This is a genomic window from Mangrovibacterium sp. (assembly GCF_041596335.1).
Classification (GTDB): Bacteria; Bacteroidota; Bacteroidia; order Bacteroidales; family Prolixibacteraceae; genus Mangrovibacterium.
Genome location: NZ_JBFHIT010000058.1, coordinates 15,819 through 29,334, shown reverse-complemented (window position 1 = coordinate 29,334; position 13,516 = coordinate 15,819). Strand labels below are relative to the sequence as shown.

7 protein-coding genes are annotated in these 13,516 nt (G+C 44.1%); all 7 read right to left on the bottom strand.

Going from position 1 to position 13,516, the window contains the following annotated elements:
• Positions 1 to 378: 378 nt before the first annotated feature.
• The 7 genes from ABZD21_RS16385 to ABZD21_RS16355 all read right to left on the bottom strand — a co-directional run bounded on the left by ABZD21_RS16385 (position 379) and on the right by ABZD21_RS16355 (position 13,216).
• The gene (locus ABZD21_RS16385) at positions 379 to 3,930 is read right to left on the bottom strand and encodes a family 43 glycosylhydrolase (protein WP_372776176.1); all 3,552 of its coding nucleotides are present in this window, start codon (positions 3,928 to 3,930) and stop codon (positions 379 to 381) included.
• A gap of 180 nt (positions 3,931 to 4,110) precedes the next feature.
• Positions 4,111 to 5,388, bottom strand: a complete 1,278-nt coding sequence (locus tag ABZD21_RS16380; RefSeq protein ID WP_372776175.1) for a glycosyl hydrolase family 8 — start codon at positions 5,386 to 5,388, stop codon at positions 4,111 to 4,113.
• 37 nt (positions 5,389 to 5,425) lie between these two features.
• Complete coding sequence (locus ABZD21_RS16375) at positions 5,426 to 7,876, bottom strand: glycoside hydrolase N-terminal domain-containing protein (protein ID WP_372776174.1); 2,451 nt, start codon at positions 7,874 to 7,876, stop codon at positions 5,426 to 5,428.
• Positions 7,877 to 7,945: 69 nt separating this feature from the next.
• Positions 7,946 to 9,514, bottom strand: coding sequence for a glycoside hydrolase 43 family protein (locus tag ABZD21_RS16370; protein ID WP_372776173.1), 1,569 nt, complete (start codon positions 9,512 to 9,514; stop codon positions 7,946 to 7,948).
• Between the two features lie 96 nt (positions 9,515 to 9,610).
• Positions 9,611 to 10,471: a sialate O-acetylesterase gene (locus ABZD21_RS16365; protein WP_372776172.1), complete on the bottom strand. Its 861-nt coding sequence runs from the start codon at positions 10,469 to 10,471 to the stop codon at positions 9,611 to 9,613.
• A 20-nt stretch (positions 10,472 to 10,491) separates the two neighbouring features.
• Complete coding sequence (locus tag ABZD21_RS16360; protein ID WP_372776171.1) at positions 10,492 to 12,270, bottom strand: glycoside hydrolase family 43 protein; 1,779 nt, start codon at positions 12,268 to 12,270, stop codon at positions 10,492 to 10,494.
• Between the two features lie 100 nt (positions 12,271 to 12,370).
• Complete coding sequence (locus ABZD21_RS16355; protein ID WP_372776170.1) at positions 12,371 to 13,216, bottom strand: alpha/beta hydrolase; 846 nt, start codon at positions 13,214 to 13,216, stop codon at positions 12,371 to 12,373.
• Positions 13,217 to 13,516 lie beyond the last annotated feature (300 nt).

Below are 13,516 nucleotides of genomic sequence, written 5' to 3'. Positions count from 1 at the left end.
CATATTTGTCTTGAAACATATGCTGTCAGATTAATCTGAAGCAAAGCTAAAATTCAAGTCCGTTCGCTTTAAAAACCTCTGTAATCAACTAAATTTCAAACTTTTCAAAGAACTATATTAGATTTTAATGGGACAGCAATGGTCGAAATTATAAAATTATTTGAGCTTTCCTACAATTTCAATGTCATTTGCACGACTTCGTTGTAATTGATTCCGCTGACAGAAATACCTCTCGGAGCGGCTCACACACTAAAAAGCAAACCGGTATCCCATGTTATCATTCAGGTGAATGACAAACCAGATAAAAGCTCCGGATTATTGTTGTCATCCCTCATCCGGTCCACCATTCATCGTTGGCAAAATCCTGTTTTAAACCAGCTAAAGCCAACTACCTGTTTCGACAACTTTTTCTCTCCCCACAATATACACACCTGCGGGCAGCCCTTTGGTCGCATTCTTCCGGCTTACATCAGTGCGGAGTTTAATCCCCGTAATCGAATATACATTCACCGTTTTATTCTCATCATATTTCTGAAGCGAAACCTCATCAATTGCCGTGGGAAAGTAATCGTCGGTATTTGAGAGGTAAACATTTTCAATTTCGATTGAGCAGCCCCCTATCGACCAGAATCCGATAATATAAAGATGAGAAGGATCGACGGTTCCGCCATCGCCATTGGTCATTCCGGACAAATTCACCACGTGTATGGTTTTACCGGTGAGATCGTACGAAGCCGGCGAACTCCAATAACTGTTCGTATCAAACAAACGGAATGATGCACTGCAAGCACCCGGACTTACTAGTTTTACAACAAGGTATTTATAATCGGAAACGTCGATACCGGCGCTGTATTGCCAACCTCCAAAACCGTACTGTCCCGTAATTAAACTCCCTGTTGTTTCATCAAAAGAACCGGTCTCCCAAATTGACGGATCAAACATTTCATCCGTTAGCGGAAAAGTTGATGAATTGACGTTGAAGTATGTCGTAATCGAGTTGCCCAGCTCCCCTTTGTAGGTGACTGAGATCGTAGCTTCTCCGTCGGCATTGGCCAATATATTCCCGTTCACAATCTCTACAATGCCGGGGTTTGAATTCTCATAAGTTGAACTAAGTGTGACATCCTTTGTTCGTCCGCTTGCATAAACGGCTGTAACCTTAAAGGTTGACATTCCTCCGGTAAGCAATTGAATCTGTCCTCCATCCACAATCAAATCGGTCAACATTAGCTGATCTTCGCTGTATCCAACAAAAGAATTATCGTAAAACAAATCCTCGGCAAATGTCGGTTCTGTCGTAAACCAGTCAAAATCAACATATCCACCAATTTGCTCTGTTGCGAAATTAAACAGGCAGAATTTATTCCCTGTAAAAACCGAAAGATTAAACTTCATGTCCAAATCGGTTCCGAACTTGGCATAGGTCTCGTTATCCAAACTGTAATAAAAACTTGCTTTGCTGTTTGTATAATTCACTATTGCCCGCAGATACACAACAGTATCAGCAATCACCTCCCCTGTGGTTCGGACAGCATCGTTCATCTGAATCAGCACTTTCTGCCCGTTTTCAACTTTCACACCGATATAAGCGTAAGGATCCTGAAATACAGCCAGACCGGCTACATCACCTTCCTGCATATTTTCAATATTCATTTTTATGGTTCCGTACGAATGACTTAAGTCTTCAGGATAACCAAAAATTCGTTGGGTCAGGGTATTTTTCGCCCGAATCAAACTATCAACGACATTAACCGTTTTCAGGCGTAAATAATCGGGGTGTTCTGTCAGCGACCATTTCGAATCGTCAACATTATGGTTCCATCCCCATTGCATGTTTAATTGGTAGTTGCGGAAGTTATCGGTTGTTGGCAGGATAGTTTTCGGATACTCCCGCCCTACATTCGGCTTGGTATAGGTTGTCACCCCCTTGCCGTCAACTCCAATTTCGGGCCAGTTGTTTACCCATGTAATTGGCTGCAAATTGGGCAAACGCCCGAAAGCGCCTTTGTCGTAAAACAGAATCGTCCACCACTCACCGGTTTGTGTTTCGATTAAAGCGCCCTGGTGAATGTTATCATCATTCAATAGCAGTTTTTCCTCATATGGCCCATAAATATTGGCCGACCGTAAAGCAACCTGATAAGCAGGCCATCCACCGTAGGTTCCGTAAATATAATAGTAACCGTTAATTTTATACAAGTGGCTTCCTTCGAGGCCTTCCTTTACGGTATAATTGAAAACTTCCTGCTCCGATCCGGCAACTATTTCGAAATCAGCATCCAATTCTGCAACCTTCAAGGTATTTATCCCATAAACCACATACGTTTTACCATCGTCGTCGAAGAATAGTCCCGGATCATAGAACGTACCTGATAATTTTTTCTTTGTCCATGGCCCTTCCGGATCCGTTGCAGCTAGAAGATAACTTCCCTCCTCCAAAGTTGTAAACAATAAATAGTAGCGACCATTATTGTACTTCAGACTTGTTGCCCACTGTCCGTGTCCATAGCGATTGCAGCTTTCAAGATTGTAGCAATCGGTTGATTCTATTTTCTCCAGCGGGTTACTGCAATATTCCCAATTAACCAGATCGTATGATTTTAGGATTGTCGCTCCCGGGAAAATGTGCATGGTTGTAGAAACCATATAATAAACATCGCCAACCCGAATGACATCGGGATCGGGAAAATCGGCAAAGATCAATGGATTTGTATAAGTTCCGTCACCATTATCAGCAGATGATTGGTACGTAAAATCAGCTCGTGGATAGTCGACTTTAGCGTATTCTTTAACCCATTCGTAGCTTGGCTTCGAACAGGTTTCAGGATTCCCTTCGTAGGCTAAAGTCCAGTTAGTAGGTTCCCCGTTATAAATCAGGTTTTCAGGCGACAGCAAATTCCAGCCCACGTTTCCGCTCTCTTTTGTAATTTTATTGAAATTCGCACCAAAGCCATTACCTCCGGCTACTCCCGTGCTTCCCTGGCCCCAGCTACCTTCCCCATCCGGAGTCCAGTCGATCTCGGTAACCACAATTGGAGCTAAATCGGCAACTGGTTTTACATTTTCATCCCATTGTGCCTGGAAATAATTGTACTCATCCAACCCGCCCCAGTATCCGGGGTAGATGTGAACAGCATAGCCAATATTTTCTCCTTCAACCGGATTAATCGCGTAGCCTTTATATTGCGATTGGTAACCCGTTCCCGGGATCCATAAAATATTATCAGAGCCGTTAGCCCGGATTCCATCCACAATTTCCTGAAAGAAGTTCTTTAACGCATCAAAGTGCGATTGGGTGTTACTTCCTTCAATGCCATTGGTGTCCACAATTCTGACCGGCTCGTTAGCCAGTTCAAACATGATATGATCAGCATTCTTAAAATAACTGTGCTGCGAGATATAATCCCATACTTTAAGCAGATACCGGTGATATTCCCCGTCGACCTCAATCAATTCAGGACAAACACCCGGAGGACGTAAAATAATATACAAACCACGCGATTTGGCATGTTCGCACAAGGGAACAATCACCTCATCGAGGTATCTTTTGAATCGCTCGTAATTGAACGCTGAAATGTCATTTTCACCTGTAGTTGACTGTCCCGGTGTGTTTGACCAATACGGGTCGATATGCAAGCGCACATAGCTCATAAACCACCCTTGAGTGGTATCGGTAAAACAGTCCATAACACTGTTATTGTATTCCAGGCAGCCTTGAACATCGTAATTATTCCAACGCCATTGCCCGTAAGCACCGCCATTAAACCAAGGACTGGGAGTCATGGCAACCCCATGCAGATTTACAATATTACCGTGGGTATCTTTTAAATAACGGCCGTCGACATGAAGTTTTGGGGTGGACATACCTTGCCACGCATAGGCTGAATAAGGGCCTACAGCTAACAAAAGCCACATGACCAATCTTGTCATTCGGTTTCTCATAAGTCAGGTTAAGAAAGAGGTTTTGTAAAAAGTTTCAACCTAACAATGATAGCCTTTGAGTGTCAGACCGGTATTTGATAATCGATAAATGTCTTTCAAAATTAGACACTGGGCTCTATGCAACTATCCGGCAACACCTTAACCATATATCTGAGAAATAAAATGCACCTATTTGTTTCCGTATACCGGACGAATAGCCTGGTACTTCCCACTCAAATGCATCAGACTAAACAGATACAGCAACCCGTCGTAGTACGGATCAAAATAGCCATCTTCATACGGTTCGAGTTTAGCATTCCAAAGTTTATCGACAAAATCATATTCCGGATCTACATCATCAATCAGCGATATTGTTGCTGCGGTTGCGGCCAAACCAAGCGAGTGTCGCAGTTTTCTGTAGCCACCTGCCTGTAGAATGAAATCAGGCTCGGAACCATCCGGGTTATACTGATCAACAAATTCGTCAATGCCCCGCGAACGCAAAAATCCATGAAACCGGGATGCGTAAGTTTGCTGCCATTCTTCATCTCTCCCAAACCACACGTAATCCATCGCAATATTCATCGGCACCCGCCACGAATCGTACCGAAAAGCTGCCGGCATCCAGGGTGTTGACTTAGGTGATCCGTCGAAATTGGCATAATCGGTACTTAGTCCGGTTGCCGGATGACAGGCCCGATGCAGAAAAACACGTGCGGTATCGGCGCAATCACGGTAAAACTGTTCGTGCCCGTCTTTGGCATATTCAGCCCAGATTTCCAAAAATGCGGGTACATGATATGACGGATCGGTCCACTCGTACCCGTCGCCTTCAGGGACAAAACTGATCTGCTTGTGCTCCACATTAATGATATGACGAATACCTGCCGTTCCGTCCTTATGCCACATGGCATCCAAAATCCGACGGGCTTCGGCATAGTAGTTTATTCCAGTCTCGTTTCCCCAACGATTGGATGCAAACAAAAGCGTAGTCACAAAATACAACTCTCCGTCGGAGGCAGATCCATCGGAGTTTTTCACCATTGTATGCGGGTTAATACTCCAGGCGAAGTAGCCCTCACGCGGGCCTGTCGGGTGCTGCAAGTAGGCCTTTGTCCACCTCCAAATACGGTCGAAAACATCTTTTTTACCCAACTGAACGGCAACCATCATCCCATAAGAAAGCCCTTCGGTACGTGCATCGTTGTTTTTCAGGTCGGAAACATAGGCCATTGAATCACCTACCTCGAAATAAACTCGGGTTGGCCCTTCAAACAGATCGTAATAAGCTTTTTCTATTTTGACATCGATCTCGGTCTGGCTATATCCTGCGTCCAGAAAAAGGTTTGGATAGTCGCCGGTATAAAAAGCCCCATTCGATTTTTTCAGCTTTTGACCATAGGAGTTGGCAAGGCCAAATAAGAAACATGTTGCCAACAACATTGTCATTAAACTCAGTCTTTTCATATTCATGTAGTGATTCATTTCCGGATTGAAAAATCAATTAAAGTTTCTCCAACTCCACAGTTTGTCCGGAGCGGGTTTCAACATCATATTCATAAACTTTCCTCAAATCAGGCAAATAAAGTTTTTGTTCGGCGTGAATCAAGGGCATTTCAATGTCGTGCACCTGGTAAAACAAATTCGGATTATCACCTTCAGCCTCTTTTAACCCTTTTCCTTTCAACGGAACATAAGAACGCAGCCGACAATTTCCTCCGAGTTCCGATTTTATTGTAGCCCTGGTCAATGCTCCATCCTTCCATTCAATATTCACATCAAATCCTCCCCTTGCTCTCAATCCTTTCACTTCCCCGTTATTCCATACCGATGGTAAAGCCGGCAAAAGTTGAATGACACCATCATGACTTTGTAACAACATCTCGGCGATCCCTGCAGTACAGCCAAAATTTCCATCAATCTGAAAAGGGGGATGCGCATCAAAAAGGTTCGGGTAAGTGCCGCCGCTTCCACGCATTCCCGATCCGGAAACGGGCTTTAACTGGTCGGTAATCAGTTTGTATGCATGGTCTCCGTCGAGCAGACGCGCCCACAGGTTTACTTTCCACCCCATCGACCAACCGGTTGATTCGTCGCCACGCGCAGTCAATGATGTTTTTGCAGCAGAAAACAGATCAGGTGTCCTGTATGGTGAAATTTGATTTGACGGGTACAATCCATAAAGGTGAGAAACATGACGATGGTGGTCATCAGGCTTATCCAGGTCCTCCATCCATTCCTGCAATTGGCCCCATTTTCCAATCTGCATCGGGGGCATTCTCCTCAAGGTTTCGGTCAGCGTAACCACCAGTTCCTGATCAATATCCAGAATCCGGGCGGCTTCGATCGTTTTTGTAAACAGATCGAAGACCAACTGGTTATCCATCGTGGTTCCGGCAGTCAGGGTTGTCGGGCGGCCTGCCGGCATATTCTCCGGAGAAACCGAAGGACAAACAACCAACCAATTGTGTTGGGGATCCATTACCAAAAAATCGAGAAAGAATTTAGCGGCTTCTTTCATTACCGGATAAACAGATTTCAGGTATTCCGTATTTCCGGAAAAAGCATACTTATCAAACAAATGTTGTGATAACCAGGCTCCTCCCATCGGCCACATCCCCCAGTTTGCACCGTCAATGGGCCCGTTGATACGCCAAATATCGGTATTGTGGTGCAATACCCATCCACGTGCACCGTACATCACCTGTGCTGTTTCCGTTCCTGTTTCCGAAAGTTCACGCACCATCTGAACCAGCGGTTCGTTCATTTCAGTTAAGTTGGTAATTTCCGATGGCCAGTAGTTCATTTCCGTATTAATATTAACGGTATACTTACTGTCCCATGCCGGGGAAAGCTGATCGGCCCATATCCCCTGTAGGTTGGCAGGCTGCCCTCCCGGGCGCGATGCTGAAATCAATAAATAACGTCCAAACTGGAAATAAAGCGACACCAGTTGCGGATCGTTGCCGGTAGCAAACTCCTCCACCCGGACACTGGTTGGTTTCTTAACGGCTTCAGTTTCCCCCAAATCAAGCCTAACCCGATCGAAGTATGATTTATAGTCAGAAATATGATCTTTTAATGCCTGTTCATAATCCTTTTGAAGCGCTTTTTCGAGACAGGCATCCACTCTCGCGCCGGCATCGCCTCCCAGATCATGATAATTATTGAAGTTCGTTGCAATAGCAATATAAATCGTGGCCGTGTTGGCATCCTTAATGTCCAACGACCCGTCCTTTGCCGAAACGGAACCACCTTGGGTAATAATCTTCACCTTAGCCGTAAACTTCACTTCTCCTTTTGTTCCTTCCTGGTCACTACTGACACCCGACATGATAAGCTCATCATTGACGTTTGTGGTAACAGTAACATCAGAAGGCCTGTCCATTGCTGCCGAGAAATTCAGTGATCCTGCTTTATCTGCTTTTATTTGAGCGATGATTACCTGGTCCGGAAAGGATGAAAATACGTTCGTTTCATACTTCACACCTTCAACGTTGTACGACGACGTAACAACAGCTTTGTTCAGATCAAGTTCGCGATAATAGTCGGTGTATTTCTCGTGGCCAGGAAAAGTGAACTTCAGGTTTCCGGCAGTTTGATAAGACATCCCGTGAGACTTCTTAGTAATCATCTTCTGATTGACCAAGTCCTCGGCCTCTTTGTATCTTCCTTCAAAAATCAGTTTGCGGACTTCCGGCAAAGTAGCTTTTGCATCCGGATTGTCGTTTCTGTTCGGTTGTCCGGCCCAAAGTGTATTTTCATTGAGCTGAATCAGTTCATTTTGCGGATCGCCAAAAACCATCGCTCCTAAACGTCCGTTTCCTACCGGAAGAGCTTCAACCCATTTTCCAGCGGGTTTATCGTACCAAAGTTTTAATTCAGATTCAGTTTGCGCCGACAAATTTAAGATACTGCCCAGTGTGAGACTTAATAACAAGGAAATTCGTTTCATCCTGCTTTTCAAGTTTAGATCATTCATTTTGTTCCTATTCATGATTCAAATCAACTTCCATTAAACGAGTTATTCGGAGAGATGGTCGCTGATATGAATGAAATCGAAATCGACAAACCCGCCGGCTTGCCTGCTTGCATAATTAAACAGGCCGAAGCGGTAGCCGACAAAATGAGGCAGGGTGTACTCCATTTTCAGTTGCGAACCAATCTCGGTCCAGGACTTACCATCCAAACTGAAGTAAAATTTGGCCAGATCCTTCCGGTCTTTAAAATCACAATCCGCTTTAAACCAGACAACATCCTGAGATAAAGGAATACTTTTCATGACCTCTGGTTCGCCGGATTGTGCACTGACCATCACAACTGACTTTCCTCCATCGTCATACTTCACTCCGACCAAACCATACTTTTTTTGGAGTAAGGCCAATCCGGCAAAATCACCTTCTTTCATATTCGACACATCTACTGAGGTAGAACCGGAGCATTCCGGGCCAATTGTCCGTTGTGTTAGGGTATTTCTGGCCTCCAAAAAGTTGTCGTCAACACGACTGGTGGTTAGACGGAGGTACCCTTTACGGTCATGTACAGACCAATACTCGTTTACAGGATTGTGGTTCCATTGCCAGGCAAGCGGCAGATCGGCATCTTTTTTCTTGCGCGTAAATTCATCCGAATGAACAATCCCGGGAATGAGACCCTTGCTTGCCGGTAAATCTAATGTATCAGGTACTTTTCCGTCAATACCCAGCACCGGCCAACCATCTTCCCACGTTACAGGTACCAGATGCGGAATCCGGCCAACTGCGCCGTGATCCTGGAATAAGTAGGCAAACCACCGTCCATCCGGAGTATCAATTAAGCCGCCTTGAGCAACACCTTTATCCTGAAGGGACACACGTCCTTCATAAGGACCTGTAATTTCATCAGCCCGATGAACAACTACAGTTCGCATGCCGTTTCTGGGCCAACAAATGTTGAATAAATAATACTTGCCGTTTACCTTGAACAGTTGGGAACCTTCAGCACCAAGCATAATATTATCACCTGCCGGAGCACTGGCATTTTCGATCAAAACTCGCTGAGTTCCCTCGATCGCTCCCGACAGATCATCTTTCATTTGTGCAATCATCAACCGGTTATTTCCCCAAATAATATAGATCTTTCCATCGTCATCGAAGTAAATCGTATGATCGTGGTTAGGTGCATCAATCGTGGTTAATTTCCAGGGACCTTTTTCAATATCTTTCGTGGTATACATGTAGCTTTTGTGCGTTGTACCCGAAAACGTTGAAAGGTAATAGGTTCCGTTTTGAAACCGGAGGCAACTAGCCCAGGAGCCCCGCCCGTATTCGTTTTGATGGTTGTTCAGATTTGTCGCATCAATGTCGGCAAGTGTATCGTATGCGTAGTTTACCAATTCCCAATTTACCAAATCTTTCGATTTCATGATGGGCACTCCGGGGTTCATGTGCATCGTTGTGCTGCTCATGTAATAGGTATCTCCTTCCCGAATAATCGACATATCGGGAACGTCGGCATAAATGACCGGGTTTGTTGCCTTTTTCTGTTGCGCTTGTAACATTTGGAAACTGAACAGTAGCAAAAGAAAACCTGTGCTTATTCGGATTTTTTTCATCGCTATAATTTAGGCTGAAATACGTTCATGATTTATTTAATTTGAAAAAGGGCTTAAACGAGACTGGATCTCCCTTAAGCAGATTCTGTCACATCCCTATTCCCCCTCCGAGATTGGATATCCCAATAGAGGTAACATCTTTTCAGCGTAACGGCTTCCTAATTCACGGTATGCAGCAGCAACAAAATGAAGTTTATCCGGCGCACAGGCTAAGCCCTTTGATGAAACGACATAGGAGTTTGGCAAGGTATCAGGCAAAGTGGCAATAACCGTATTCATACTGGCACATGCCCCTCCCTGATCGGCATTCACCGTTTCGCCGGCAATCAATGGTACCGAGTCTGGATTAAGATTGAGATCAGCCATCAGGTTCTCGTAAACCTTTTTCACTTTTGCAGGCCACTCTTTATCGCCGGTATTCGACTCTCCCTGATGCAGTAAAATTCCTTTGATAACGCCTGCTTTCTGTGCTACTTTCGCCATTTCGACCAACCGACCGTAGGGGTTTCCGTCGTAAGCATCAATCATCGGAATCATCCAATCCGGAGCTGTTTCCACATACGATGGATAATTTTCTTTATCGAACAGCTCAATTTTACAGCCGCCAATAGCCACATTAATTACACCAATACGCACATTTTCAGGAAGATTTTCAACCAGGGTACGGCCAAAATAATCAGCAGGAGTAAGCCCTGTGTTGCACCGGCAAAGAGGCGGCACCGCTGTGTACCATTGTCCCTTTTCCCGGTTCAGATCGGGACAGTCGACTGCCGACAATACCTGAAAACGAGGATCAACTCCAACAGTATCCCGCGTTTCAATTCGGGCGTTACCTTCCATGTTCGATTGTCCGAGGCATAGAAAGATGTAGAAATTCGGATCTTGCGAATAACTCGGAGCCGTCATAAACAGCAAGGCTGCAACGACGATTAATTGACTGAATATTTTCTTTCTCATTGTTTGGTTTGGTTTAATTATTAATCCTCCGGATGGGCATCGTTCGCCGAAGTTGCGTACAGGCCCAATAAACAACCGGTAAAGCCTCCGGCCACATCAGTTGAAAGAATATCACCGGAAACAGTGCCGCCCAGATTCTCAAACTCAGTTTCGTTTGTTGAATAGCTAAATTTATAATCGTCACCTTCCGCTTCTACTTTCAGACGGATCGGATTTTTAAGATCTATTTTTGTACTGGCAACAACCGTTGATTCCGCTGGTTGACTTCTTCTCAATTTCTGATTTTTTTCCAACAACAGGTAGTAATCATCTCCTTTTTTAGTGATTCCGAATACATAATTTGAGTTCTCATTTTGGAGACACACAATACCAGCCAGGTCGTTCTCCGACTCGGGCTTATAATCCATTGTTGCAGCGTAAGAGAAATTACTATGTTGCTGACGGAAAAAGAGCGTTGAAGTTGGCTTGAGTTCCTTTACATTAGTCTCAAATGGTGTAATTCTCAATCCATTTTTGGTTGTTTCAATAAACTCTTCGCGTGGTCCACGCAAGCCAACCCAACGGTAATCAAGCTTTTCTGACGTAAAATCATCAGCAAACGTGAAGTTACCATTCGGGAAGAAGCCATCTTGTCCGGTTTTATTCTGCACTCCTTCAGGCATTTTCAATTTTGGCTCAATCGGGAGAAGCCCGTTCTCAAATAACGGGAACGTTCCGGACCAGTCAACTGGCAGAATAAATGTTTCCCGTCCAATATTGACTCGGTTTTTGTTGTTTGGACGGATTGCAAGAAATACACCGTAGTATTTGCCGTCCGGGCCCTCTACCAAATCGGCATGTCCAGCCCAGTCCACTTTATTTTTCCGGTCTTTTTCAAAATATCTCTGCGTAAGGATTGGATTGCTTGGCGCTGGCGTAAACGGACCTTTCGGACTGTCACCGATGAAAATCACTTCACTGTGCCAGCCTCCGGTACCGCCTTCAGCACACATCAGGTAATACTTACCATCTTTTTTGTACAAATGCGGAGCTTCAATCCAAATTGGCTTTTTGGACAGGTCGACACCACCATCCACAATAATCTTGTCGGTGCCGGGAATTACATTATCATTTTCCACATCGTATTCCCAAACTTTGATAACACGGTGTCCATTATAGCGTTCTTTTCCTCTATCCGGAGCATCATTGTGAACAATGTACCCCTTTCCATCGTCGTCAAAGAAGATCGAAGGATCAATACCTCCAAAGTCGAGTTTAATGGGTGAGCCCCAACCTTGTTTCGGATCCTTTGTTTTTACGATGATATTTCCGAGACCACCTGAAAATGCGGTTACAATCATGTAGAAAGTATCGTTGTGTGGATTATAAGTGATTCCGGGAGCATATACTCCGGCGCTTATGCCACAATCATGAAGATCAAATTCAGATTCATTATTCAGCACACCTCCTAAGTCTGTCCAGTTTACTAAATCTTTTGAATGAAATATTGGCACCCCCGGAAACAAAGCAAATGAAGAACATACCAGATAATAATCGTCTCCTTTTCTGCAAATCGCGGGGTCGGGATAGCAGCCCTGCAGTATTGGATTATAAAACTCATCTGCTTTCAGGGGATTATCCTTATAAACCTGATCATTGCCCTGATAGACAAAGTTTGAAAATACCGGGGCATTTTCAATTTTCTCTTTCGCTTTGTCGATACCGTTTACTCCGGTATAAGAAAACAAAGCCATGAAAACACTAAGAAGAACTACTGATTGATTTTTTACCAGATTTAATCTGAAGTGATTTTGTTTCATTTTTGAACTATGATTGATAATTACATATATTTCTTTTTTACTCCGAGTCCATATTGGCCCCTGCCCTTCTCCCTAACTCGTTGTAGCGGTTGAAGATGGATTAATCAACCGGCTTAAAAAGTAATTGAGAGAATTGATACAGATTTTGTTTCCACACTTTAAAGTCGTGATAACCGCCCGGAATAACCTGGTAAATATGAGGAACGTTGTGGGCTTCCAGGTAATCATGTGTTCGTTGACTAAAACCAATTAAACCGTCGTTGTCGCCACACGAAACCCAAAGCAGTTTTAATTGTTTTTTTGCCAGTTCGGGATCCGGCACCAACTCTTCCGGGGCTTTGGTGTTCGGTGCCGACGAGAATCCACCTACCCATGCAAAAGTATCCAGGTTTCCTAATCCGAAGTTCAACGATTGTCCGCCTCCCATCGACAAACCTGCAAGAGCCCTGTTTTCCCGGTTCGTGAGAACAGGGTAATCTTTTTCGATATACGGAATCAGGTCGTTCAACAAATCCTGCTCAAAAGTAGCAAAGGCTTCAACCTTATCGGGCGCCATAATATTTCCGGTAGCCCGATCATCTTTCATCGCGCGCCCGTTGGGCAACACCACCAACATGGGTTCTACCTTATTTTCGGCATATAAATTATCGAGAATAAGCTGTGGTTTTCCCTGGTTGAACCATTCTTTTTCGTCACCACCAATGCCGTGAAATAAGTACAGTACCGGATATTTATTATCCGGCGAATAACCTGGAGGAGTATAAACCAAGGCTCGCCGATCTGAGCCAACGGTTTTGGAATGATAAACGATTGTATCAATTTTCCCGTGAGGGATATTCTCCTGTAGAATATCAAATCCTGCAGGTACAGGTAAAACAGCAGATTGCCCTGAACAAACGAACGGCAATATCGTGGTAAACAGAAAAATCAATCTCAGAAGTTTCATAGGTGTTCAATTAGATTTAAGAGTAAAATTACAGCCATTTAGGAACCTGTTTTTTCAATATTAGACATACAATCTTTAGTTTTAGGTAAAACAGGGCAAGGACGTTTCATTTTAGCGCCCCCGTCAACAACATCAACCAGCAGCGAATCGACCCAATCATTATCTGCTAACCGAATACTGGCTGAAAACGTTATTGCCAAACATTTCCTTTTGATCCTAAAAAAATATGCCGCCAGGGAATTTAAATCCCTGACGGCATATCTTACAGCCAAATAATATTGTCAAAAGAGAATCTACTCC